We start from the raw sequence: 24,242 nt of genomic DNA, 5'->3' as shown, positions 1-24,242 counted from the left end.
TGTCACGGTCGACATTTTGACCGGTGTCTATGAAACAGGGAAGAAATGTGCCTCTGATTTTATCGAAAATAGTCGTATCGTGTTTGATGATTTTCTACCCCGTTGGAATTACCGTGCTTTACCTCAAGACAGGTGATTTCGGGAAGTTATTTTGGGCGGAATCCTAATTGATGCGGCTGACGCTATGTTATGTCCACGCTTGTTGTAAATTGACGATGCTACGGTCGTTTCTTTCAGCGCCTTACCATCGGCGCGGGAATATGCCACCATTTGCACAGCATTGGCCGCATCGCCCCGGAATATTGCCACATCACCCGGCGCTGTAATGATGTTTTCACCGCCAAGCAAAATTAACTTTGTGCCATGTTTTAGCGTTAACACCCCACTAAATCTTACGGTACGCTCAAAACCGTCGCTCAGCGTGATTAAATTGATTTGTGTCGTTCCGGTTATCTCGACAAAGTTACCGGTGGCTGTGTTTAAATTTACAGTTGAAGCGGATGCAACCGGGTCGCCATGCGCTTCATTTTGCGCACCGGTAAACGTGTTGCTGCCTAGTCCTGCATAGGCATACGGTAAATCATCCCAAGCGGTAATGCCGTCACCCACTTTCATCTTGTCGCCGTAATCCGGCACAATTTCGTAACCGACCTCACCCGGTTCTAATATTGGGTTAGCTGAGTGCCAATTTGCGGCGGTATCACGTCGCTGTAAAATCTGTGCGTCATAAGTTGCCATATTTACGCATGTCCTAAATCAAAAGTGTCATTAAAGTCACTATCCGCATCGCTTGGGCTAATCTCAACAACAGGTGGTGGCGGTGTTGCGTCATGCGCGTCTAAAATCATATTGTCAGGCGGTGACGCAGCGACAAAAGCAACTATCCGTGCGGGTAAAAGCGATAAGGCTAGTTTTTGTAAAACGGTTACATCCGGCGTATCTGATACCGGGATACGGATAAAAATACGGCTTGTTAAAAACGCATTAGAAGTGTCAGGGTTTTCAGTTGTGGTAAAAATATTGGCCGGGTAGCTAATCGCCGTGGCTTTAGGATGCCAATATTGCTCAATTGCGTAGTTGTTGCGGTATAACACGCGCAATATCGCTTCAAACAATTGAAAGCCGCGTCCTTGATAATGCCGACCTCGGAATAACTTATGGATTATCCGCGCTTGTTTATCGCTGATAATCTCATTAAGCATAGAAAAACCCATAGCATCAATAGAGCGTCTTACTAATGCGATTGAACCTAATTCGGGTACGCCTGAAACATTGGCGTCAAAATAATCATCTGCAAGATAAGTGGTAAACAGGTCGATAAAAAAGTTGGCGCAGTTGTTGTTCATAAGCGTTTGCTACGCTACTATTTTTAAGTGGCAATAACTCTGTTAGTTTTGCGTTGGTAAAGCCTTTAGCCGTTGCCATTAGCCACCCCATCCCGGCAAAGCAATATTGGTTTGCGTCACTGTAACGGCAATACTGCTAGCGGTCACATAGCGCCATAATTCGGGCCGGAATGCGCCGGTTAATTCAACTACATCGACTTTTAAATAAGCATTGCCAACACTTAGCTCCGGTACTTTTTCTATTAATAATGAATAGGCTAAGCGCTGTACAGGTTTACTGGCATGATTGCCAGCATCACGATTAAAAGCTTTAAGCAATTCTTGTTTTATTTTTGCGGCAACTGCTTCAACGACATGCGCCGTTGATATTTTTGCTGTAACCGTTATGGTTATTTCGCTAGTGACTGGGGTGTAAAACGTGACTTTGTAGCTATTATCGGCGGCTAGTAGGGTTTGTTTTATCGCTGTTTGCTTATCGGTTAACGAGGTAATAACCGTAGGCAATACCGGCGTTTCAATGTCTGGTTGTGCAAGTATGGTTTCGCTACCGTCATAACATGCCACAAATAACGTGTTAATGTTGTCTAAGCTGCCAGCGCCTCTCGCAACTTCCTCTATAGCTTCATTCCATACCGCTATAAAATCTAATTCAGGGTATTTCCTACGAATTAAAAACTCAAATTCACCCAGGAAAACCGCCGAATCATCATAAACTGAGGGGTACCGGCAATACTCACGTAATGTTGATAAACTCATTGGGTTTTGCCCAGGTACGAGCAATTCATTCATTTTTAACTCAACAAGGGCCCAATCAATCTCGGAGTCTTCCTCTATTGGGGGATAGTCGAATGAAAACGGGCTGTTAATCTTTGGATTAACTTTACCTACCGTGCGTTGTATCTCGATAGTAATGACATCGCCCGCGCTAATCGCCCGACCAACCACATTTTTTTGCGCCAAACCTGACATAAGCCTGCCCACGGTCGTCAAATTCAACCGTGAATATTTTTGCCCCAGGCAAAAACATTGATGAGTTTATTGGCGTACTGATAAGGCGTGTCAGAATCGGCTAAAAATACAGTGAGTTTGCTTATATAAGCATTATCGTTAGCTTCCGGTATCGCAACCGCGTAGAAGTCCTCGCTACGCGTAGCGGTTTCGACTATGGTTTCGGTGTAATACTGCTTGGCTTGAATCGTGCCGGTACCGGGAACATAAGCAGACGATACTAAGGTGCTTGCATCAATGGTTGCGGGTTCGGTCACAACATAACGATTGCCGTTTGAATCTAATAACGCCATGCCCGCTTGAATTTGTACCGGCACTAAGTTTTCATTGGTTACGGTTAATTGTACGGTAGCAGGTTTCGCTTCGTTGCTAATGCCGCGTATAGCCGCATCCGCTAAAACTGTCGCATCTCTGGATTTTACAAACGGCTCAGCCATCGCGACATCGATTTGCTGCGATAACATAGACAGCATCGTTGCCATAGCATCCGTGATTTGCTTGGTGCGCGGGTCGTCAACTTTCCACAATGGCGCTATATCTGGATAGTCGCCGATTGATTGACCTATTTTGTCGAGAAAGTCTTGTTTAGTTAGCATTGAGCTGGAATGTTTGGCCTGATATTTCTAGGATTAATTGCGTTTTATCTATATCGATTTCAATCATATAAACGTTAATCGCGTTCCTTGGTAAAACGCCAAGAACCGGCACGTCTTTAATCAATTTCTTGATAAAACTGTTCGCCTTTTCTGCATTATAGGGGTCTGGAATAAGCATATTGGCGTTGTTTCCAAAGTCAGACCCTAACCGGCTATTTGCTGGTGTCGCTAGCCAGTAATCAACCATTTCTGCTACGTCATCGGTGGTTATCACATGAATCCCTTGGGAGCGATGCCACCTGTTACAATGTGGGCAATATTTCTATCTGACACGTCTTGACCAACATCACCCGCATTAGTGATAACTGTTTGATTGGTTGAGCTATCATTAGAAGCTAGAGGAATAGTGACTGTCGGCGCTTCCGGTATTTTTGCAGGCATTAGTGGTGTTGGCGCATTAACTTTGGGGATTGCCGATACGCTGATAGTTTGTGGCGTGGTGTTCAGGATATTAGTGAGCGCTTGTTGTTGCGCTAAGGCGTTTTCTACGGTGGGCGCTAAGCGAGTGTTAGTGAGCGTTGTTTGTGCCGTGGATGTTGCATTATTAGCAACAGCACTATTAGTTACATTGGTTTTAGTAGGACTACTTGACCCTGTTGTCGTGGTGTTTTTCACCACTTGCACATAACGCGCATCCAACGCTTTTCTATTCGTTTCAACGTAATCGGAGGCGGTTCGGCTGTTTGAGCCAAAATTAAGATTCATTCCCTTTTGGGTGCTAGCCGATAACTCAGCTTTAGACTTGCCCTGCATAGCGCCTTTTATTACTTCAGGAGCAGCGCCAGCACCTAATTGATGCATCATGTAAATATTCTCAGCCGTTATCGGCAAGCCTTTGCTCTTTAATACCGCAATATTTTCTTGCGCTAACTTCATGCCGCCTTCGATGTTTTGGTCAACATCAAACCGGTTTTTTATTCCAACATGCGAAGCAGTTTGACCGGTAAATTGATAAATGCCCAATGCCCCAGTTGAGCTAATGGCGTTCGCATTGCCGCCACTTTCCATTGCGGCTATTTTTTGCATCATTACCGGGTCTAAATTGTGCTTTTTAGCTTGTGCCGCTATTTTATCCTGCACCTCTACCGGCATTCCGCTCTTTAAATTTGCTGAGGTATTTGCGCCTGTTGTCTTTAACTCGCGAATCCGTGCGGCCTCTTCATCGGTATAGCTGCCATATTTAGTTAAAGCATCACCACCTTTCACCCCATCGAATAAGGCTTTATGGCGATAACCTTTAGGCATGACTTTCTCAAGCGCAGAACCAGCGGTTGAAGCGGCTACGTTATAAGCGCGTTCTGCTGCTTGTTTTGCGCCATCAATCTTTTCGCTTATCGATGTTTTAACCGATTCTGTAACCGTCTTAGCAAGCGTTACACCCTTTTCAATAGTTTTCTTAGTTATTTCAACTGCTTTTTTTGCCTGAGTTTTAATGTCAATATTAAATTTGTCTTTAATAAACCCGGCAACGCCGTCGAACATAGTTTCAATAACCGATAATGCGTCAGTCCATTTTGTTTTTAACCAACTAAATAATTCATTAGCGCTATCAATAGCCGGTGTAAATGAGTCTTTCACCCAATCCCATGCCGCTTGGCCTGATTCAACAACACTATTCCAAGTATCCTTAATATGTTGTGTTGTTTCTGGAAAGCTCTGCGCAAAATAATCAACTGCTTGCGCGAACTTTTCTTTTATAAACCCGGCTGAATTACTGAAGAATTCGCGCCCTTGCTCGGTAAATAACCCCCATGCCAAGGTTGCCGCTGAAGCAACGGCGAGTCCTATAGGCGAAAAAACTAAGGTTAATACTGAGCCAATTGCCGATAACAACATTGGCGCTAATCCTGCCAATGTGGAAATAATAGCGCCGCTTATCGTGGTCAGTAACGCTAGCATCATCGGCGTTAACCCACCTAAGAAAGCACCTAAAAAACCGTTTGAGTCTGATGATTCGGCTTGGGCTGTACGCTCTGAAATTTCTTTTAACAGCTTATTGGTTGTTTTTTGAAATACTCCATCTTCGCGGCGAAAAAGTCTAAAATCGGCAAAAAAAACGTTTTAAACGCTTTAGATTGCCTTGTTTCCTCGCGCGCCGATATGCCAGTATTTTCAATAAGCGGTTCCGCTACGTTCTGTTCAGCAATAATGACATCGCGCGTTATTTGTGGCGGTGGACGGCTATCAGTAGTGCGATTAATTTCTTCATTACCGCGTTGACTATTAACCTGTGGGCTGTTTTCGCTATTATTTATCGATACATCAGCCGATTGCCGGTCACTCGTTGTTGATTCAGCGCTAGACCGTTGTTGGTCTACTCTGTTTTCGGCAATGGTTTCACTTGTCGAAGTTCTTTCATTGGCGCTAGTGCGGCTATTATCACGGGTATTTGATGCCCTCTCGCTAGTGCGTGATGTTCTACGTCGTCTATTTAGAGTATTGCTAGCGCTATCGCTATCGCCATTACCGCCTGCATTCGCTTGTGCTTGTTCGCTCGCGTTGGTCGGCTCTGCCCTACGTTGCGGTTGATTAGCCGTTGGTGCAACAGGTTCGCTTGTATTTTCGCTAGCGCGTCTACGCGGAATTAATCCACCAATTTTACCAGCGACATTCCATGCCGCCCCGATAGTGTTAAAAATAGGCGATGCTAATTCATTTATTTCATTAGCGGCTCTAATCATTGGGCCAACATCTTGTAAATCGACACCATCACTACTACGTCCTGAAACCGCATCGATTAGCTTACCGATTAATCCTCGCTCTTCTTGCCGTTCGCTAGGGCTTCTACTTCCAGCGGTAAACCGTCCTCTATTATCGCGGCCACGATTACCCGATTCATTCCCGGCTTCCGCTGTGTTATCGCTACGGATAAACCGTCCACGCGAATCACGTTGACGACCATCGCTTGCTGGCTGCCCATTATTTATTTGAGTATTGCTATTCTGGTTAGATGATTCTGCGCTAGACCGGCTGTCTAAGCGATTATCTGTCCTATTATTAATGGTTTGCTGTGCGCTATTTGCAATCTCGCTAGGCAACACAGTATTCGTTATATGATTGTCTGTGTTTTGTGATAATTGGTTGTTGGTTGAATTATTCGCTGCTTCCGCCATAGCTTCGGCGGTATTATCACTACGAATAAACCGGCCTTGTGCGTCACGTTGGCGATTAATAACTCGTTGCGATTCGTCGCCGTTATTTATTGTCTGCGCATTATCGGTATTTATGATTTCAGCAAGATTGGTATTACCCGATATAAACCGCCCTAATGCGTCACGATTAAAATTGCGATTAACTGTGTTGTTGCCGACAGGATTAGGTAACTCAATATTAACCGATACATCAATCGTTGGATTTAGCTCAGCATTAGCCTGAATTTGTGGTTGAACGCTAATACTTGTGTCATTTGTAGCCGGTTCTGGCGTGTTTTGCTCTTGGCTATTAGCAACAGGATTAGCGCTTGCGGTTGATACTATGCCGGAAACCAAATCTTTGATTTCAGCAAGCTGGTCACTAATCTGTTCAAGGTAATTAACCCCTTCTTCATTAATCGCTGTTCTATCAGCAATTAAGAACCCTTCGGAATCATGTTCTAGCATATTAAACGCTCATAAAGGTATCGAGCTGGGAAAAGCTCATGGTCAACTCTTCAAGGCCGTCTTCTCGACGGGATAAGCTGGTATCAATATTGGCCGGTCTAAACATGCCAATATCTTGATAACCGTTGTAATTGGTTTCTTGTGTGATATAGGCGTGTAACAACTTAAATGTGATAGCATAATCAGCCGGTACGCCTACCGTGCCATCTTTATGCACACAAGCGGCGGCATGAGCTTTAAACCATTCTTTGATAAACCCTGTTTTATCGTCAAACGTTGTAAGGTTAATTTCCGTAGCGTCAGCCGAATTGACACTATCGATTTGTGCGCCGCCGATGCGCCGTTTCTCGCCGGTAATGGCTTGCGCCGAATAATTGGCTTCCGTGCAATACATGTTAAAGCGCCTGGACACATCGCCGTATAACGCGCTAGACACTTCAATCAAGAATAGATTTTTATGAGCAAAGTCGATGGAATTTAATTCGCCAATGATTTGTTTGGCTTGTAGTGGCGTAATACCACCAAACATGGGCGTTGCAGTATTTAAGTACCGCGCTTGGGCAAGAATGCCCGATAAGCCGGGAATCAAATCATTGAATAAGCCAGAACCTAACAAGCGCAAGCCAGCACTGCTAAATTGCCCATTCAACAAATCATTGGCAATGCCAAGGCCAGAATCAATTGAATTAAGCGTGTTAGCATCTAAATAGCCTTGCGTCGCTCTTGATAGTTGATTAGACGCCATCATGCCTAGCGCAGAACTTAATTGTGAACCGCCTAATGCCTCTGCAACACCCCCGCTGACCGCATCTAGTCCAGCATCAATTAGGCTACGACTAGATAAAAAATTAACTCCACCTAAGCTGCTTTGCTCAGATAACAAGTTTTGTGAGATGTCGTTAAACAAACTCATTACATCATCCCGGCATCCGCCATTGGCGGCGGTGCAGCGTTAACGATTTTGGCATAAAGCTTGGCGTCTTCTTCATCTAACATAAAGTGCTTAGAGAGCAAGTTTTCCATAATTTCTTCTGTTGCTCCCATATCTTTGAAAACCTGCATAGCTTGACCCATAACCAATACCGCATTAGCTTTGTCATTGTTGGTTCTTTGTCGTTCAGATTCCAACGCCGATATTGAGCCATAGAAGTTTACTTGATAGGGGCGATTACTTTTATCAAAGACGATTCCATATCGTTTTAAGCAATGGATGTCGATAACATGATGACAAAATTCAGCAGCACCAATTCGTATGCCGCGCGAATTCTCGGCTGCTTGCGACGATGTCCTGGCAAGACCAGAGTCACCCATCCAACCACTTACTTGGTCTAAAAAACCAAGGTTGGATAAATCTGTGCCGAACGCTCCGGCTAATAACCGTGCATGGACAAGTACATCATCAATATTTAAGGTTTGTTGGGCCGTGTTGCCCTGCGACAGATTAACCAATTGCTTTTCTGCATGCATTGGCAAAATTGAGATAATAGACTCGGTAATAGGCTTGCCTGTTCGCACCGATTCGGCAACGACTTCTTTGACTTTTTTGAACATCGCGACAACGGATGCTCCGAACTTGTCTTGCTGCTCTTTTGTCATCCCTTCCATTTGCAGGCCGACAATTCGATGGTCAAGCGATACGTTCATCCTTTGGGCAACTAAGCCAAGCAAGGTATTATTTAGCTTGTTGTACGCATCTTCAGCCGGATAAAGCAAAGACCCACCCGCTAATGACGGCATAAGCGGCAATTGCTCTATATCGTCTTGCGCTATCGCTATTTTTAATGATTTTTCGATAATCCCGTATTGCGGAATAAGTTGAATACGTGGCATCTTCAGCCGTGCGACTTGCGATATATCTAAACGCTCAAAACTCTTTTCGCCAATAAAGACGGCATACCCCGCCGTTATTCCGCCACGCTCGAACGGTTGAACAAGAGAAGGATGCAAGGTTTCATCGACATTGATGTGTTTAACGCCTTTTGAATTAGCGTATATCCGTCCATACGCATCACCGTATTGCGCACCGGTATACGCTGCGGAATAGATAACTTCATTTAGAATTGGGCCAACAGCTTTGGCAATGTCTTCGACAAGTTTGGATAGCTTTTGGTCTTTTTGTATTTCCGGTTTCTTTTCAATGAAAACAATGTCACCGGTTGTGTCGTGTCCGCCTAGCGCGGTGGTGGTAAGTAGCTTAATACTGGATGAGCAAATCGAATCTTGCCCCATATTAAGCCAATCTTGGTAGATTTGCTGTCTAGTTCTGACACCGCCTTTAACATTGCCTATAAGCGAGGCAATTGTCGTGCTTGCGCCATAAGTATAAGCATCCGATAACGATATATCAGAGGCTGGCTTTATATTTTCTGCTTCCCAGCTTTTCTTAGTCGCAGTACCAAACAAACCAAGAAAACCGCCTCGCTGTGTGCTGGGTAAGTTAGGTGTTTTTGCCATAGTTCGCCAAGAATAAATTAATGGCGTTAGGGTATGCTATGGCAATAAATGGATTTGTAATGTTTTCCTAATTGTGGATGCTTGTATTTAGAGCGTTAGGCAATAAATAGCGCTTAAATCTCACGACAGCCCACGATATTTGCCCTTGGGTAACGCCAAGCTCTTTTGCAACATCGACTTGTCTTTTGCCTTCTACTATCACTTGAGCAACATAGTTAAGTTCTCTATCGGTAAGAAAAGGCAATTTTTTACCATGCGACCAACGCCATTCTTTTGTAGTGTCATTATTTAAATCTATAAGTTCGTCCAATGTCATACAAATATTATCCTAATAGCTAGTTCAATCAGACAATCCGCATGTTGGCGGCTTTACATAACCAATCACAAGTGTGCGGAGGATTGCCGCTTAACACGGCGTTATTAACCCACCGCAATACGCAATTCCATAAATTCATCATTCAAAACGTATTCTGTAATATTACCGTCATTATCTTCTAGCAACACCTTGTTGACCGGCAACTCCATGCTGCTAATTCGTTCTTCCTGGAATGACCACGCAGCAACACAGGTTAACTCTGGTGTACCTAAGTTCGTTTTTTCAACCAAGGTCGCATCAATAAAATCATCAACACCTGGAATATTGTGTTGAATCATCAATTTCTTCAATGACCACCAATAAGGGCCAAAATATCGGTATGTTTTTGGTGTTTTAGCTAAAATCTTTCCCACATTCGTTACAAATTTTTTAACGAACGCTTCAGCGCTATCGTTGACATCAAGCGCTTCATTTAGCGCATTTTCGAGGTCTTGCTGGTTATAAAGTCTCATTTAAAATCTCGCATATTGGATGGAATCACCCTCTTCAATTTCAAAGCCTGAATCAGCTTTGACTTTGCTGATATGGTAATCTTTAGCTTCCCACGATTTGCCTAGACTGGTTACAACAAACCCAGCTACCGTATCACCTATTTTTACTTTGCCTTCAGGCACAATTAATTTCTCTGGCTTAGCTTTTTGTTCTGCAAGTTCGGCGACGGAATTTTCACCGGTAATAGTCGATAAAACCTTATTTATATCTTTGTCGGCTGTAATAAACCACCACGCGCCCATTAGACCCGCACCAATGTCTGTGCCGAATTGTGCGCCAAAATAGGTTTTCAAATCTTCTTTAGCTTTAAAGAGTAAACCGTTTTTGCCGTTGCTATCTTGCAAAAACAGCATCGTAAACGCGCTACGATGACTACGCCCTGCATAAACAGATTGTGCGTTATACTTTGCTGTAATCCCTATGCTTTTCAATTTATCAGCAATCGCCACCGGAATTTCTTTGTAATTCGGGTCACTTTTTACTTGTTCCTCTTCATCTTTACGCCGTTTTTCGGCAATAATTTCTAAGGCTTTAGATTTTCTATCATTTAAAAACTCATTAACCCATTGCTTAATGCTTTCTCGATTATCACCATTAATCGTGCTCTCTATGCGCTCTATAAGACCTATACGGTCGCTATAACTAATTGTACTAGCAAGGTCAATTTCGCTTTTATCGTACTCAACCGCTATCTTGCTGAATGCTAAAGCTGCTTGGCTTAATACCTCTTCTTGCGGGGTTAAATTAGCATACTGCTTTAACGATTCTTCCCATCCACTGCTACCGTACAAAGGAATAATTAGGTCACGGATTACTTCGTTAGTATTTTTACCAACATAATACTGCTTAGCAATAGCGCGTTTAATGTCCTCACTATTGGCATCAGGGAAAACAAAATTATCATCAATAGGATTATTTGAATTGTAGTTTTTTACAACACTATAGTCACCGTCGATAGACGAAATATAGTGATAGCCATAATACAATTTAATTTGCTTACGATATTTTGTAAACGTATCAACACCCAATTCAATGATGTCTTTTATTGATAGGTTTTTTGCCAACATAACGGCAACCTCCCAATCTTCCTTGGTCATCGCCACCGGTTGCAATTGGTAATTATGCAAATCGGCTAAATAAATCCTGATGTCATAGGTTAAATTTCTAGCTCTGACAATAAAAAACTTTTCTTGAATATTTAGTTCAGTGACTAACGCCAGGTCATTGATTTTGTTATCAACATACTTAAGCGTTTTGAATTCAAAGATTGCACCCGCTTTAATTATTTGCCCTTCGCGCGATATTAATACCGCATCCGTGTTATCAATGACGGATGCATCAAAAGGCAATTCCCCGGATGCGGCTTTTGCTCGCAAAAATACTGATTTTTGCTTAATGGTCGCCGTAGTGTTTTCTTCGATTTCTTTGTATTTTGCGTCTAAGGTCTCTAGTTTACGCTTAGAGGCGGCCAATTTGTTTTTAAGGCTGATTAATTTAGCTTTTGCATCGTCTGAGCCATCATTGTTAAACCCGGTTAATTTTGCTTCTTGCGCAGATATGTCTGCGGTTAATTGCAAAGCTTCGGCGTTTTTTCCATCCTGACAGTAAGCTTAATTTTTTTCTAGCCTCAACAAGCTGATTAAGGTTTATCACCATCGCTTTATCGGCTTTATCTTTTTTCTTAGCATCGCGCTTGGCTTTTGCTTCGTCCATCCTAGCACGGGCTTCCTCCGGGTTATCGGATAATAAAACCATCACATCTTCAGCCGATAAATGCCCGTCGCCTTTATTTTCAACGCTAGATTCAGTGCCTCTTAAAATATCGTTAATCCAGTTGCCTTTTTGGTTAATTAAATTTAACCGGAATAAATCAAAAGAGCCTTTGCCGATGTAATGGTAAATTTTAACCGTGTCTACCGTATTGCCCTGACGAACCCCACGGCCATTGCGTTGCTGCATTGACGCCGGAACCCAAGGGAAAGTAAGGTGGTGAATCGCCGTTGTGCCTTTTTGTAGATTAACGCCTACTTCGGCTTTTTTATTCGCTATGACAATCTTTATTTTGCCCGCGTTATAAGCGTCAGATATGCGTTGTAGTTTTTCCCCAGCCGCATCGGTCGCATTAATAACGCCAATGTTTTCCATTGTAATAGGCAAAAAATGTACAAGAATTCTGGCTAATTTTTGATGCTGAGTTTTCTCTTCGATGAATATGATTTGCTTGCCACCCGCTTCTAATTCGATAGTCAGGTTTTTAATTAATTCGGCATATTTAGGCGTAATCGGGTGCGCGACTTCTTTTTCTGGTATCCCAACTTTTTTGCATGGCAGAAAGCATGTCGTCTTCGCCCGCATCGGTCATTACAACAATGATTTTGCCATCACTTTCAGTTATTGAGTATTCAAACGGAACAGTTACAACTACATCTTTTTTCAAGGTCACTATCATATTCCTTGCGTTGTACCGTTGTTGGCATCATTGCCATCGCCTTATCTAATGCATCTTTGTGCGCATCAGTAAACACAAACGTTATTTGTTTGTGGTACATATCCAGGTCAGTTGTCGTTCTGTCCATATCACGAATAATGGAAAACAACGGCCTTGCAGTTTCTCTTATCTTTGGGTCTGGTGACGACGCTTGTTTAGCCTCTTCGCGCAATATTTGATAAATATCTTGTTGTTCTTCAGATAGTTCAACTGTGGCATTAACCTCATCGGCATCGGGTAATGGCAATTTAACATCTTCGGCATTTTTAATAATCGAGTATTTATGGAATAGCGACCGCAACCCATCAAGGTTTTGAAAGCCAACCATCGCGTCAACCGTGCCAACGTCGCCGGATACTTTCATTTTTTCGATACTTTCAACTCGCCCGAATACGCGGATAAAGTCATCCGGCGTAAATACGCCAAACTTTTCAAACTCTTCTGCCGGAATTAATAACGATAGCATGTTATAGATTTCCAGCGGACTGTTAGTTACGGGGGTCGCAGATAACAATACTGGCCCACGTCCGCCGTTTTCTTTGCGGATATACGCCATTTTTAGCGACATATCGATAGCTCTTTGTGAAGGCGCAGGCGTAGGTAAATACGCGATTCGAGAAGATTCTTTACCTGGGCTGAAGCTATTTTTAAAATTGTGCGCTTCATCGACGATAACCGAATCAAAGCCCATATCTTCAAAATACGGGTAGGCGTCTTGCTTCGCCGTGCCTTCATCACTGTATTTTTGGCTCAACCGGTCTTTTTCTTTCGCACCTTCATAGGTAAGCTTGTCTTCCATTAGCTTTTTAGCATCCGACTGGCTTAGTAATTCTTTAGCCATCATTTCATCGGCATATTGCTGCTTAGTCGCTTGTTTAACCGGAATCTTGCCAAACTGCGGTTGTGTCATAACGACTAAAGACAAATTAGACTGCGGTATTCGATGCATTTTCTCCCAAATAGTCTCGCGGTCGTCTTTAACCAGCACGTCTTGATAAAGGTCTTGCCCGTTTTTATCCTGTTTTGGATTGCCTTTTTCGTCTAACACACGTTCTTGAACGATATTGCCATCTTTGTCACGTTTGGGCGACATACCTACAAAGAGCATATTTGATGTATCTTTGTAAAATAGCTTGTGTTCGTGATACCAGTTGGCAAGTACGGCATCGGGTACCGTGATACACGTGCGTTTCGCTCTGCCCATTTGTTCGTTGTAGGCTTGTAGCGCTAATGCTCCGTAGGATTTTCCAAGTCCGACGTCCCACCCAAGAATCCCTTTGCCTTCTCTGGATAATCTCCTAATCCCTTCATTTTGGTAACTGTGCGGAATAATTTTCCCGCTAACATTTTTTAACCCAAGGTCGCTATTGCTGAAATTAAATTCAACATACCCATTAAATGTTTCGTTATAACGATTGGTTAAGTCTTCACCATCGGAATGGGATTGCATAAACGCGTTAAACTGCTCTTCTAACGCTTTAATGCCGTCCTTATATTCAGCTACTTTAGTGCCGCCCGCGATTGGCTTTTCATTAAGGTAGTTAACGATTTGCGGAACGATTCCGCCTGATACCCCAACTGCCTTCCATTCTCCACGCTCTTCGCTATAGGTAATCGTGCGTTTATAGCCATTGGCTTGTAAAAACTCCAAGACATAGGCTTTATCAAACCATTTTTGCCGCATAGCAAACGTAATATCTTCAGTCGGTGTTTTACGTCGCTTTGCGTCAATTCGCTCTATTTGTCGCTTGTAAGCGGCAATAATGCGCAGGTCTTTTTCATCCAGCATGGCATCACGCATATCGCGCATCTTTTGATAAATATCACCGGAACAATATTGCTCAAGCGGCCAGATAAAGCCATCGGGCGACACCGCCATACCAGGTATTTCAACAATATCGCCTAAATCCTCTAAGCGCTTATCGCCATCGTACATTTCCAAAATTGTACTAAGCTCAACGGGGTCTTGATTCTTCTCGAATAAGTAAGCAATGATTGAGGTTACATCGGCGCTATTGTACTCATCGGCTTCTTGCTTAAGAATTCCTGACTCAAGCATTGGTGAGAAATTACCTTTTTCATCAATTGAATTGATGAACATGCCTAGTCGTTTTGACTCTTTACCGGCTAACACTAAACCGGAAATATCTTTAGGGCTGCCGTATTTCACAACCTCATGAAGAATAATCTCTTTAAGCTCATCCAGTTCGCCCTGGTCATTACTACCACTATTAAGATAGCCTTCGATTTTTGCGCCAATGATTGCGCCACGGAATGCCCGCCATTGATGCTCAGGCGGTTGTAAATCTGAAAACCGTAACGCGTCTTTAACATAACCCGGAACAATATTAGGATATGCGGCTAACGTTGACTCAACCTGCGCCCAATTGAGCGACAAAATCCCCGCATCGGTAGACATCAAGCCTTCCAATGCTTCAATCGAGTCAGAGCCATATTGAGCTAAATCAATAATCGTTTTCTGGGTGTCATAGGTCACTTTTTTCCATTGACCGGCTTTAAGTTCGTAATCAAGGCCATTGATTGTTTTAATATCACCTTCAGAATAATTTCTGGTTATCGGCTCAGCTTCATCCAATAATACCCAATCAATGCGCGAATCAAACTTAACCGCTAATGACCGCTTAAGCGCCTCATCGGTCATGTTTTCGCCAGCAATAACTTTATCTGAATCACGGAATTTAGTGGGGTCTTTTGGCACGAATTCACCTTTAATGAATTTCTTGCCTTCGCCTTGCCAGTATCGACCTTCGATGAATTCATCCCACACGACATTAGTAGCTTTAAGCGTATCAAAAGGTTAAATCGTCAACTCGACTTAAGAATTCTGCACCGTGCTTACGCATCACCAACACATCGACTACAACATCCGTGCCTTGCTTGCCGAACGTTTTAGACGGTAACTTATGCCCACCTAAGAATTCGGCTTTTTTGCTAATCGCAATACGGAATTTTTCCCATGCCTTGCCTTTAGCTTGAATGATATTAACCGGCACGATAAGACAAATTAAACCGCCTGGTTTAACTTTATCGATAACGCGTTGAACAAAATAACGTTCAATTAGCTTTTCATTTTTATATTCCGGGTCATCATGCGCCGATGCGCCACGGGCATTCCCGAAGGGTACGTTGCCTATAACAGCATCAAAACTATTATCATCGGCATTGACCGCTAATAGCTCAAACGATGAATTGCTTACTTTGTCATTAGGATTTAACACCTGTGCGACAGTCGCGCTTGTTTCGTCGATTTCCGTACCAGTAGCAATAACACCTTGAGGCTTAGTTGCCAAAAACACACCTGCACCACTACTGGGTTCAAGCACGTTGCCGTTTTCAAAACCATTTATTTTAAGCGCATCCCATACACCTTGGGCAACATGCGTAGGTGTGTAGTATTCATGCTGCGAATTAATTGTTAAGCCGCCTTTGCCTGAGTATTGTTTAAGCAGGTTAATTTCATCCGACGTTAATGTCGCTGGGTCTTTACCTGCGCGTATCAGGTCGGTAATTGATTTAACTTGGGCGTTGATTTTCTCGCGAGTTTTAACTCCGCTGGCTTGTAATCCGTAATCGCTATTATCAACCTGAGTTGATATAACTTGCTCTTCTAATGGCGTTAAAGCCTCTTTTGCATCTCCAACAACCCCAAGCTTAATTAGTGCATCGGCCTTAGCCTTTTGCGCCGCTCGCTTTTCTGAAAATGATGGATTACCGGCAAGAATTGCATTTTGTGCGGAAATTATTTTTTGTAATTCTCGTTTTTCTTTGAATGAGAGCATGGATGCGTTCCATAGAATAAGGCGATGATGCTTGTATTCTATGGGTTAGGCTAGAGTGGTTTGCGCGGTTTTCCTTTATGTAAAAAAATATTTTCATGTAACTATTGCGCATTAGTTACAACCTGCTATTATTATCACAAGTCAAACGCAATCTTGGGGTAGTTAATATGAAAAAGCATAGTTATGACGGCTATACCGTTATGTATGTCTTTGTTCAAAACAACAGATTGGTTATGGCTAGTTGTGGTCATAACCACAAAACGATTAGTGCATGTAAAAATTGTACTAATCGTATAGACAGTGTGCAGTCTTAGCCCTTCGTTTATAGGACATTACAGCAAAACGTTTTGGGTAATAATTTAAAGCGAGCGATTCCCGCTCAGATTAACCGGAGAACTAACATGAACACTTTAAACGAGTTTCTTAATGCAGAAAAAAATGGCGATTTTAGCGTCTTAATAAACACAGAAAAAGGCGCTTTTACAGTATCTGAGATATGGTCTATGTTGCTACACCAACATAGAAAAACTCATGATAGAAAAACAAAAATGCCAGCACCGACAATTGGCGCATTCAATAAAGCAATTAGAAAGCTTAAGAAAAAAGAGTTAATAATTGCCGAACATGAAAAAAGTATTGCTGAAATAGTTAAAAATAACTTTAGTGATTCAAAAGTTATTTATGTAAGTAATTATGACGATTCATCTGACGGCCCTAGTGTTTTCGATACGTCTTACGACGGCAGTCATAAAATAAAAGTTGCTGACTTTACTTATGTAAACGTTAATTACAAGACTTTTCAAAAGATAGATGATTATTATTTTTTCCCAGTGCTGGATGCTTGTGATTACTACTTGGTATTTGATAAAAAAGGCTTTGATTATCTGCTTTGGTCTAATCTTAATCATGAGCAGCGGACAGCCAAGCAATTTATTGAATACATAGGGGAATCAATTGAATCACTTGCTTTAAAAACAAGGTATCAACTATCCGATTTTTTTGAAAAAATACTTTTAGGTGATTATGGGACGGTCACTTTCACGAATATTAGTGAAGACAATAATCATGCTGAAGCCGCTATCGAAACAAAGAATGGGATGTTCGTTTGCAAAGCCTATTTTTCAGGATTTGAGCGTAAAGATGTCATGAAAAGGATATTAGCATCATGAGCGAATTAACACTATTAGCCGTCGGTCAGCCATACCCAATCGACGTAAAACAACACCAAGCTGAAGGCGCTAGCGCTGAATTCTTGGTATCTGGCAACATTCCTAAGAATTTTGTTGCCAGACATAGATAGCAAAGAACTCAACGCGCTTAAATCAGGGATGATGATTGGCGGTATGCTATACGAAAAAGGGGCGATGCTGTTGATGTTTCAATTTTATGGCAGCAACGGTAAACCGTTATTGTCATTCGATTGCCCGTTTGATGTGAGGTTAATCCCTAAAGATAAACTGCAATTACATTCAATCGATAACGCTGAGCAGCGTCTAGCTATCGAGATTCATGTTGTTGATGAAAATAACACCGTGCGTGTTTTGCGTTATGTAACCATGCCACCTGATATGACGCTAGCGTTTTTATCATCGGTACAAGAGCAGCTTGTTGAGCTTAATAACGGACAATCGGTAATGGCAAACTGGATGAAGCATCCTATCGACCAATTAATTAAACAGGGGAAAACATGGACAATGGGAAGATAAAAAACCACGCGAAGTTATTTTTTATGTTTACTGCATTTGGAGAGCCAAAATGATTATTGAAGAAGTAAAAAATGGGGTTGTAAAATTTAATAATGGATATAGATGCTTTTCGCTGGATAAAGAAAACCTTGAAATAAGGATTAAAAACCTTAAGATGCGAGGCATTCAAACAGAAATAGAGTTTAAAGCTCTGGCTGAAATTAACCGTCAAGAAAAAGAGGCTATTGCCAATGAATAGCCACCCATCTCCAGGCGCTGCATTAGCCGCGTTGCGCCAACGAGTCGAAAAAATTTGTCCTGAGTGTGGGGTAAAATTCATGGGATACGCCAATACAGGCGTAACCGGGTGCAAAATCCATGCTGGTCTTATCAGACAACGGAATAGACGAGCAAAACTAAAAGAAGGTTAAGCCGCCATTTTTTCAGCTTCAGACAATAGCCGTGTCAGCACATCTGCCGCCTCATTCAACTTGGCATCCAGCTCATCCATTAAACCGGCTTCTTCAATTTGTGCGGCAATGTCATCAAGGTGTTGGCCATACTTTTGAATGTCGGTTTCGGTCATCAATTCGTCTAATTCGCGCTCGAACTGGGATTTTTTATCGTCGTTTACCGCCATATCGGATTCTCCTTGCTCGTCATTGCTATCATTACCACTTATCTCGCTTAAGGTTTTTGGCGTCCAATACAAATCTAACTCTACATCTGACGATGTAATCTCAGGTATGCTGATATAACCAAGTTCGCCACCGTAACCTAAATCGGCTAACCCGAATGCTTGGCTCTGTGGTTTGACGCCTTCTTTTTTGTCATCGGGTGCGCCCTTATCCTTTTCGGTAATATACCAATCCATGCTACCTTTAAAATAATGCAAGTATGCAACTGCATTATCGCCTTGTCCGTCAGTCTCATAACTGCTTGGCATGGTTTTTATAACGTTGGCAATTTCGACTAATTTATCTTTGAAATGCTGGCCTTCTTCGCCTTTAAGAGCTGATTTAATAACGCTTAGTTGCGATTTGCCAATAAAGGTTTTTATTAATGGCATAACTCTAGCAACTTCTTCATCAGTTGCTTTACCGCTCGCAATATCGATTACGTTGCTAAGGTTTTGCTCGATTTTCTTTAGTCTTTCCTGTTTTTCATCATCGGTTTCCATTTTCATCCATGGGTAATCGACTAAAACATCAGCCGGAATATCTTTACCAGCATCAATCGCCTGTTTAACCATGCTCTTATGAAACTCTTTAAAATCTGAAACATTAGGCTCTTGGCCTAAAAAAGCAAAATGACCACTCATTATTTCTACCCATTTTGCTTGTGTCACTTGCCATGCTTCGCCACCACTGTTTTCAAACTCATCTAATGGTGAAATAGGTGTGGATTGTTCAGGTAATTGATTAGCTAAATGCGGCATTACCGGCTCGATATAACCTAAAATATCTTTAACAGTTTTATCAATATCGGTCACAGATGGTTCAGATGTAGCTAAAACATCAATGCCCGTAGCACCTCTATAAAACGTCACCATGCCATTAAGCTCAATGCGCACACGGGCGATAATTTCTCCGTCTTTACCGATTTGAGCGCACAATGTATTAGGCTCAACAGCCGCACTATCAAATAATGCACCGTTAAACGCGCTAGCGCTATAGTCGCCCCAAGTTATCTGCCCACCATAAGCAATCACTTCGTTGTTAACGATAAACGCGGATTTTGCGAACTCTAGCTTGTCGTCATCAATTAACGCTTGACGATAACCGGGTGAACTTGTGCTTTCGTCTTCTTCAAAACCTAGCTTTTCAATGACAAACTGTTGAAATTTAGCGTCTCTTTGCTTAAGGTAGACTTCCTGCTCATCTTCATCTAAATAAAATTTATCTTGGTCGCGTGGGTCTGGAACGGGCGCGCCAATTTCTTGCGGTAATGGAATAATTGATTCATCACTACTTGTTTCTTGAACATCATTTGACTCAGGCGTCTTTACCGTTCCAGAATTTGTAACAACGGCATCTATCTGTGCGGCAATTTCGGCAGGTGTAGAGGCTAGATTGTCACCTATTTCGGCTTGGTAATCTGCACCTTCTTTTACTTCAACCCAAAATCCAACAACATTAGCCCCAGCTCCAACATTTTTAAAATTGAAAATTGCTGAAAACCCATTTTTTGTTAAGTTATACGTTTTATCTCTGCCAGACATCCACCCCAAATTAAGAAGAGCTTTCCATACGGCAGGAATTCTTTGTTGAAATAAGGAATCTAAAACATCCTGATAACGCAACTCCATGTTTGCAACACCTTTAATTTGCTTGTAGCCTTCGGGGGTTATAGGGTCTAAATCGTTATCATTTGCTTGGGCAGACTGACCGCTATTTTCTGGGTATTCAGCTCAGGTAATCCTTCGCGTCTAGCGTTTAGCCTTTTAAGTCTAGTATCAAAATCAACAGATGTATTATTTACCGCATTCCACCGTGCAATCCGCTTATTAATCAAATCAATTTGATTGCTAAGCCTACCCTCTAAATCTTCATCGTTTTTCATAATGCCACGCGCTAGCAGGGCGTTGATTTCATCGATTTTCGGCAATAACCGACCCGGTACATCGGCGGCTTTAAATTCATCCGCCGTATGGCCTGAAAGGTCATCAAGCGCATATCGAATTGAGTCAATTAAATCCCGTGCCTGTGATTTTGTTGCTTTTCTAATTTTATTGGGTTTAGGTTCAACAGTAGTTGGTGGAGTGTCTGAAATAGTGCTTTTTACATTTTCAACATATTCCATTACTTTTTTAAACCATTTGAATCTTTCAAATTTATTCTGTGCGTTATTGTAGTCAACAACATAAGATTTTTGCAGCTCGACTAACAATGCTTCAACACCTCTATCTCTGTTGTTTAAGTCAAAAACATAATTTAATGCTTTAAAAGCGGCGGCACCATGACAAATGTAATCAATTGCTGTCGCTTCTTCATTCGCTTGTATAGTATGCATCTCTCCAAACGCCTTAACGAATGCTAAAACACCCTTTGAGCCAGTGGCTATTTCAGCAAATTCATTGACTTTACCACTAACATAGCCTTTTATTTTTTCAAAAAACTCGCTTTGCTTGTTATGGAATTGTTTAGTTATTTCTGATGATGGTTCAATAGTAGAATGTTGTGCAGGCGTTGCTTTAACAGCAGTTTTCAACTGCTCAAGCTCGATTTTTGCATCATTAATCTGCCCTTCCAGCGATGTTATTTCATCCAATAACGCCGATTTTTGCGCCGCACGTTCAGCGACTTTCTTATTTACGCGCTGAAACGCAGGGCTATTTTTTTCAGCTAGCCGCATTAACCGGGCGGCCACTTGTTTCACGTCCAGGTCTTTGCCTTTCTCCGGTGCAACTACAATGGTCACGTCTTTTTTATTTATTAGCCATTTCCAGCTAATCATTTCATCGCTGGGATTAAGTTTCTTAGGCGTGGTATCAGGATTATGGAAAAACGCTGAAATAGTCTGCCCATCCGACAATGAAAAAACCATTGCCACGTTGACGGTACCATTTTTAGTAAACGGTTCAGTAAGCGTGGCGTCAGTGGTTTTTAGTACGCTACTTGTCGCATCTAAAACTCGCGTCATGGCTTCCATTTTGCGTTGCATAAACTGATACGGTGTCACCATCGCATCTAAACCTAATACCTGGTCAGCATCTTCGTAAATATCTTGCTGGTTTGCGGCATCAAAGATTAAACCATTATCGCCTTGGCGAATGGCATACAGCAATTTATCAAGGTCTACGTCATAAGGGTTTGCTGAGCTATCCCAATACACCGCTTTTAAATTAATAATATTAGTGCCTGGCGATTGAATAGACATTGATAAATCTCCGGTTTTTAACCACGTTTTAAACTGTGTAATTGATAACGCAACGATGCTATGCAAGCCATTCCAGCCGCGTTCATAACTATGCTTATATGCGCTAATAGCTGCGTCTTCATCGACAAACGCAAGCATGACTTTATGTTCGTCGAATTTGCCGTTAACAAATTGATTGATGATATAAACTTGGTCGGCTTCAGGATATGGGCCGATAAAACAATCAACCGCATCGCCGTCAGCGCCCTTTGTGCCGCAAATGTAACCGTAATGCGCCGCTAATAATGAACGCCATTCTACGCCGTTGCTATCCATGCCTACGCGGTATGTTCCGAACGGGTTTTCTATCGCTATTTGCAAGCCATGCAACCAGAACTTACCTTTTTTATAGTTACCGGCTTTTAGTTGCCCGATAAAAGGTTGCTTTGTTGTATTGTTGTACGCAGTTGCTGATGATTGTGCGGCGGTTTCGATTTTTATGACTGGATTCATGGCTGCACCGATTGCGCTATCTCAAACACTCGATAAATCTGTTGTTCACTCAGTTCTAATGTTGAACCCATTATAAGAATGCGTTGATTGTTGCTCCAGAATTCGTCATGGTCTTTCCAAAGAATTTGCATGAATATATCGCCAGAATTAGCGACAGCTTGTTCTACAGACTCTAGTAAAGATACTGCAAGCTGAAGCTCTTGGCTGTATAAAACCAGAGCTATTTTAAACTCGGATTTTTTTACTTTGATTATTTCTTTCTCTATAACGTCCATGTCATCGCCAGTTCTAACAATAGCTCTTGCGCCTTGAAAAAAAACTTGTTTTGGGTCTGGAATATTAATAACTTCTGAGCTAAGTATGTCGTAAATCATAGAATGGCTTCCACAAAATCTAAACAAGCCCACGTCAAGCTTAAAGCAAGATTCACAGAAATTCTTATTGTGCAGCTTGATGACCCTGTGTTTTCTAACGATGTCCCTACCGTACCAGTGCCTAAGTTGCCACTGTTCATAAATGCGGTTTGCGCGTTTTCTCCATTGTCAGACAACTCCCAGTTTACCGCGCTCGCAGCTATATTGTTTGCAATGGTGTGAGTAAGTAATAGTGTCGAATTAAGATATAGCCTTGGGTTTTTTGTCGATACTGCACCGTTTTCATATCTAAACCTTGCTCTTATCTCGACTGTCCTATTGCTAAAAAAACCCGAAGGCAATGCTACATTAGCTATATCAAATACATACTCACCGCTTGAGTTTGATATATTGCCGGTTATTGATTGTTCTACCGGCCAATAGCAAGTGAATTGGGACGTGCTTACAAAAGTAAATTTATACCATCCTGATAATATCCCCCCCGTTCCTGTCAGATAGATAAGCCTACCATTTAAAGCTGAGGTTAGCCTGTGATTAGCTAATGTTACAGTTATTGTTGTTCCAGTTTGACTATATGTCGCACCAGTCAGACTAGCTACAATATATCCCTCGCTTTTTGACATCAGAGGAATGCTTCCTACTTGTAGCCAGGTAGCTCCATCGTAATACCATAAACTTCCAGTAGTTCCGATGTCGGTAAATCGGTAAATACCTGCGCCAAAAGCGGCTAAAGCCGCCCTATTTGCCCAAATATCACTGGGTGGGTTGACCCGCAGTTTACTTAATACATCAATCACATTATGCCCTGACTAAAACACGATAGGCATTAGATGATGGTGCGCTATCAAACACAATAGTAACGCTGTTAACACTAGTTCTCTGCACCTCGACAAGCACGGTGTCGTAGTTTCCGCTATTACGATAAACATCAACAGTTACATCACGACTATTTAAATTGTGCGTAACGGTATAGCTAGTCGCCGAACCGTCTCCAATTGTTTGATTAAACTTCTTACTCGCGAAAATAGATGATGCTAACTTTAATGGCGTTAGCATTCGCGCATCATCTGTTCCGGCATCGGTTTCAGATTGTGTAGCTATTTCAGCAATACCTGAACTGCTTTCTGATGCAGCCCCCGCCGATGTACCAAACACAGTCCAAGCCAAGGATGTCGTATCTAGTGTTGCGTTAACTACGGTCTGACGGTAAGTAGTTCCAGCATTAGTACCTTCTTCAATAGTTACGACAGCCTGTTCTAGCTCATCAGCCGTCGAACAATCTAAGCTACGCGTCATCGCGACGGACGCGCCATTCCAGATATATATGCCGTTTTGAGAGGCGGTTGTCTGTTCCGATACCAACACCCTATCATTTGACGATAGCGTTATGCCGTCAATCGTTGCACCTGGTGATGATAAATTGATATTGCCTTGCGTTTTAACCCGACAAGAATCTTTCCAAGCAAGGCCTTCAACAGCGCTATCAACATAGGCTTTAGTCGCCGCATCTTGTGCAGATGTAGGGTTAGGTAAATTAATTATCTTGCGGATATTACCAAAATCTAAAGTTCTTTGTACATCTACCGCCATTGT

24 protein-coding genes are annotated in these 24,242 nt (G+C 42.2%); 4 read left to right on the top strand and 20 right to left on the bottom strand.

Annotation, left to right across the window (positions count from 1 at the left end):
* Positions 1-123: 123 nt before the first annotated feature.
* The 15 genes from VZ94_RS00615 to VZ94_RS00545 form a co-directional block, all read right to left on the bottom strand.
* Complete coding sequence (locus tag VZ94_RS00615; protein WP_045777733.1) at positions 124-738, bottom strand: hyaluronate lyase N-terminal domain-containing protein; 615 nt, start codon at positions 736-738, stop codon at positions 124-126.
* Positions 739-740: 2 nt separating this feature from the next.
* Positions 741-1,346: a hypothetical protein gene (locus VZ94_RS00610; protein ID WP_045777732.1), complete on the bottom strand. Its 606-nt coding sequence runs from the start codon at positions 1,344-1,346 to the stop codon at positions 741-743.
* 78 nt (positions 1,347-1,424) lie between these two features.
* A complete protein-coding gene (locus VZ94_RS00605) occupies positions 1,425-2,315 on the bottom strand; it encodes a hypothetical protein (protein WP_045777731.1) in 891 nt (296 codons plus the stop codon).
* A gap of 23 nt (positions 2,316-2,338) precedes the next feature.
* Positions 2,339-2,950, bottom strand: coding sequence for a hypothetical protein (locus tag VZ94_RS00600; protein WP_045777730.1), 612 nt, complete (start codon positions 2,948-2,950; stop codon positions 2,339-2,341).
* Positions 2,940-3,224 carry a hypothetical protein gene (locus VZ94_RS00595; protein ID WP_052700076.1) on the bottom strand — a complete coding sequence of 95 codons (285 nt, stop codon included), beginning with the start codon at positions 3,222-3,224 and terminating at the stop codon, positions 2,940-2,942. Before VZ94_RS00595 ends, VZ94_RS00600 begins: the two co-directional genes overlap by 11 nt.
* On the bottom strand, positions 3,221-4,912 hold the full coding sequence (locus VZ94_RS21915; RefSeq protein WP_082081256.1) for a transglycosylase SLT domain-containing protein: 1,692 nt from the start codon (positions 4,910-4,912) through the stop codon (positions 3,221-3,223). The genes VZ94_RS00595 and VZ94_RS21915 overlap by 4 nt, the downstream gene beginning before the upstream one ends.
* An 83-nt stretch (positions 4,913-4,995) precedes the next feature.
* A complete protein-coding gene (locus VZ94_RS00585; RefSeq protein ID WP_045777728.1) occupies positions 4,996-6,609 on the bottom strand; it encodes a hypothetical protein in 1,614 nt (537 codons plus the stop codon).
* A 1-nt stretch (position 6,610) separates the two neighbouring features.
* Positions 6,611-7,522, bottom strand: coding sequence for a hypothetical protein (locus tag VZ94_RS00580; protein WP_045777727.1), 912 nt, complete (start codon positions 7,520-7,522; stop codon positions 6,611-6,613).
* A complete protein-coding gene (locus VZ94_RS00575; RefSeq protein WP_045777726.1) occupies positions 7,522-9,063 on the bottom strand; it encodes a hypothetical protein in 1,542 nt (513 codons plus the stop codon). The genes VZ94_RS00580 and VZ94_RS00575 overlap by 1 nt, the downstream gene beginning before the upstream one ends.
* Before the next feature lie 67 nt (positions 9,064-9,130).
* The gene (locus VZ94_RS00570; protein ID WP_045777725.1) at positions 9,131-9,379 is read right to left on the bottom strand and encodes a TrfB-related DNA-binding protein; all 249 of its coding nucleotides are present in this window, start codon (positions 9,377-9,379) and stop codon (positions 9,131-9,133) included.
* A 104-nt stretch (positions 9,380-9,483) separates the two neighbouring features.
* On the bottom strand, positions 9,484-9,891 hold the full coding sequence (locus VZ94_RS00565; RefSeq protein WP_045777724.1) for a hypothetical protein: 408 nt from the start codon (positions 9,889-9,891) through the stop codon (positions 9,484-9,486).
* Positions 9,892-11,508 (bottom strand): hypothetical protein, encoded by a 1,617-nt coding sequence (locus VZ94_RS00560; protein WP_045777723.1) that lies wholly within the window; start codon positions 11,506-11,508, stop codon positions 9,892-9,894.
* Complete coding sequence (locus VZ94_RS00555) at positions 11,456-12,286, bottom strand: helicase-related protein (RefSeq protein ID WP_045777722.1); 831 nt, start codon at positions 12,284-12,286, stop codon at positions 11,456-11,458. Before VZ94_RS00555 ends, VZ94_RS00560 begins: the two co-directional genes overlap by 53 nt.
* A 47-nt stretch (positions 12,287-12,333) precedes the next feature.
* Positions 12,334-15,207, bottom strand: a complete 2,874-nt coding sequence (locus tag VZ94_RS00550) for a helicase-like domain-containing protein (protein ID WP_045777721.1) — start codon at positions 15,205-15,207, stop codon at positions 12,334-12,336.
* A 22-nt stretch (positions 15,208-15,229) separates the two neighbouring features.
* Positions 15,230-16,219, bottom strand: coding sequence for an Eco57I restriction-modification methylase domain-containing protein (locus tag VZ94_RS00545; RefSeq protein WP_045777720.1), 990 nt, complete (start codon positions 16,217-16,219; stop codon positions 15,230-15,232).
* Positions 16,220-16,620: 401 nt separating this feature from the next.
* On the opposite strand from VZ94_RS00545, the gene VZ94_RS00540 reads away from it, so the two are divergent.
* The 4 genes from VZ94_RS00540 to VZ94_RS00530 are packed head-to-tail and all read left to right on the top strand — an operon-like array spanning position 16,621 to position 18,163.
* Entirely contained in the window at positions 16,621-17,388 is a 768-nt protein-coding gene (locus tag VZ94_RS00540) for a hypothetical protein (RefSeq protein WP_045777719.1), read from the top strand.
* Positions 17,385-17,519, top strand: coding sequence for a hypothetical protein (locus VZ94_RS30010; protein WP_275575088.1), 135 nt, complete (start codon positions 17,385-17,387; stop codon positions 17,517-17,519). Before VZ94_RS00540 ends, VZ94_RS30010 begins: the two co-directional genes overlap by 4 nt.
* Positions 17,500-17,925, top strand: a complete 426-nt coding sequence (locus VZ94_RS00535; RefSeq protein WP_157844817.1) for a hypothetical protein — start codon at positions 17,500-17,502, stop codon at positions 17,923-17,925. The genes VZ94_RS30010 and VZ94_RS00535 overlap by 20 nt, the downstream gene beginning before the upstream one ends.
* Before the next feature lie 49 nt (positions 17,926-17,974).
* Positions 17,975-18,163 (top strand): hypothetical protein, encoded by a 189-nt coding sequence (locus VZ94_RS00530; protein WP_045777717.1) that lies wholly within the window; start codon positions 17,975-17,977, stop codon positions 18,161-18,163.
* A 168-nt stretch (positions 18,164-18,331) separates the two neighbouring features.
* Here VZ94_RS00530 and VZ94_RS21910 read toward each other — a convergent pair whose 3' ends face one another.
* The 5 genes from VZ94_RS21910 to VZ94_RS00500 form a co-directional block, all read right to left on the bottom strand.
* Positions 18,332-20,125 carry a hypothetical protein gene (locus VZ94_RS21910; RefSeq protein WP_131655428.1) on the bottom strand — a complete coding sequence of 598 codons (1,794 nt, stop codon included), beginning with the start codon at positions 20,123-20,125 and terminating at the stop codon, positions 18,332-18,334.
* A 134-nt stretch (positions 20,126-20,259) separates the two neighbouring features.
* Complete coding sequence (locus VZ94_RS00515; protein WP_045777715.1) at positions 20,260-22,275, bottom strand: pyrophosphatase-like OB fold-containing protein; 2,016 nt, start codon at positions 22,273-22,275, stop codon at positions 20,260-20,262.
* Entirely contained in the window at positions 22,272-22,649 is a 378-nt protein-coding gene (locus tag VZ94_RS00510) for a hypothetical protein (RefSeq protein WP_045777714.1), read from the bottom strand. The genes VZ94_RS00515 and VZ94_RS00510 overlap by 4 nt, the downstream gene beginning before the upstream one ends.
* Entirely contained in the window at positions 22,646-23,446 is an 801-nt protein-coding gene (locus VZ94_RS00505; protein ID WP_045777713.1) for a hypothetical protein, read from the bottom strand. Before VZ94_RS00505 ends, VZ94_RS00510 begins: the two co-directional genes overlap by 4 nt.
* 1 nt (position 23,447) lies before the next feature.
* Entirely contained in the window at positions 23,448-24,239 is a 792-nt protein-coding gene (locus VZ94_RS00500) for a hypothetical protein (protein ID WP_045777712.1), read from the bottom strand.
* Positions 24,240-24,242: the final 3 nt, after the last annotated feature.

The organism is Methylocucumis oryzae, from assembly GCF_000963695.1.
In the GTDB taxonomy this organism is placed as follows: domain Bacteria; phylum Pseudomonadota; class Gammaproteobacteria; order Methylococcales; family Methylomonadaceae; genus Methylovulum; species Methylovulum oryzae.
This window is presented reverse-complemented; position numbering and strand designations above follow the sequence as displayed.

What these genes read in the sequence shown, in the direction of transcription:
- VZ94_RS30010 (WP_275575088.1), top strand. Translation starts at nt 17,385, where the DNA reads ATGAGCGAATTAACACTATTAGCCGTCGGTCAGCCATACCCAATCGAC.
- VZ94_RS00510 (WP_045777714.1), bottom strand. Translation starts at nt 22,649, where the DNA reads ATGATTTACGACATACTTAGCTCAGAAGTTATTAATATTCCAGACCCA.
- VZ94_RS00555 (WP_045777722.1), bottom strand. Translation starts at nt 12,286, where the DNA reads ATGCGGGCGAAGACGACATGCTTTCTGCCATGCAAAAAAGTTGGGATA.
- VZ94_RS00565 (WP_045777724.1), bottom strand. Translation starts at nt 9,891, where the DNA reads ATGAGACTTTATAACCAGCAAGACCTCGAAAATGCGCTAAATGAAGCG.
- VZ94_RS00615 (WP_045777733.1), bottom strand. Translation starts at nt 738, where the DNA reads ATGGCAACTTATGACGCACAGATTTTACAGCGACGTGATACCGCCGCA.
- VZ94_RS21910 (WP_131655428.1), bottom strand. Translation starts at nt 20,125, where the DNA reads ATGTCTGGCAGAGATAAAACGTATAACTTAACAAAAAATGGGTTTTCA.
- VZ94_RS00515 (WP_045777715.1), bottom strand. Translation starts at nt 22,275, where the DNA reads ATGAATCCAGTCATAAAAATCGAAACCGCCGCACAATCATCAGCAACT.
- VZ94_RS21915 (WP_082081256.1), bottom strand. Translation starts at nt 4,912, where the DNA reads ATGATGCTAGCGTTACTGACCACGATAAGCGGCGCTATTATTTCCACA.
- VZ94_RS00605 (WP_045777731.1), bottom strand. Translation starts at nt 2,315, where the DNA reads ATGTCAGGTTTGGCGCAAAAAAATGTGGTTGGTCGGGCGATTAGCGCG.
- VZ94_RS00580 (WP_045777727.1), bottom strand. Translation starts at nt 7,522, where the DNA reads ATGAGTTTGTTTAACGACATCTCACAAAACTTGTTATCTGAGCAAAGC.
- VZ94_RS00570 (WP_045777725.1), bottom strand. Translation starts at nt 9,379, where the DNA reads ATGACATTGGACGAACTTATAGATTTAAATAATGACACTACAAAAGAA.
- VZ94_RS00500 (WP_045777712.1), bottom strand. Translation starts at nt 24,239, where the DNA reads ATGGCGGTAGATGTACAAAGAACTTTAGATTTTGGTAATATCCGCAAG.
- VZ94_RS00540 (WP_045777719.1), top strand. Translation starts at nt 16,621, where the DNA reads ATGAACACTTTAAACGAGTTTCTTAATGCAGAAAAAAATGGCGATTTT.
- VZ94_RS00610 (WP_045777732.1), bottom strand. Translation starts at nt 1,346, where the DNA reads ATGAACAACAACTGCGCCAACTTTTTTATCGACCTGTTTACCACTTAT.
- VZ94_RS00545 (WP_045777720.1), bottom strand. Translation starts at nt 16,219, where the DNA reads ATGCTCTCATTCAAAGAAAAACGAGAATTACAAAAAATAATTTCCGCA.
- VZ94_RS00530 (WP_045777717.1), top strand. Translation starts at nt 17,975, where the DNA reads ATGATTATTGAAGAAGTAAAAAATGGGGTTGTAAAATTTAATAATGGA.
- VZ94_RS00585 (WP_045777728.1), bottom strand. Translation starts at nt 6,609, where the DNA reads ATGCTAGAACATGATTCCGAAGGGTTCTTAATTGCTGATAGAACAGCG.
- VZ94_RS00600 (WP_045777730.1), bottom strand. Translation starts at nt 2,950, where the DNA reads ATGCTAACTAAACAAGACTTTCTCGACAAAATAGGTCAATCAATCGGC.
- VZ94_RS00575 (WP_045777726.1), bottom strand. Translation starts at nt 9,063, where the DNA reads ATGGCAAAAACACCTAACTTACCCAGCACACAGCGAGGCGGTTTTCTT.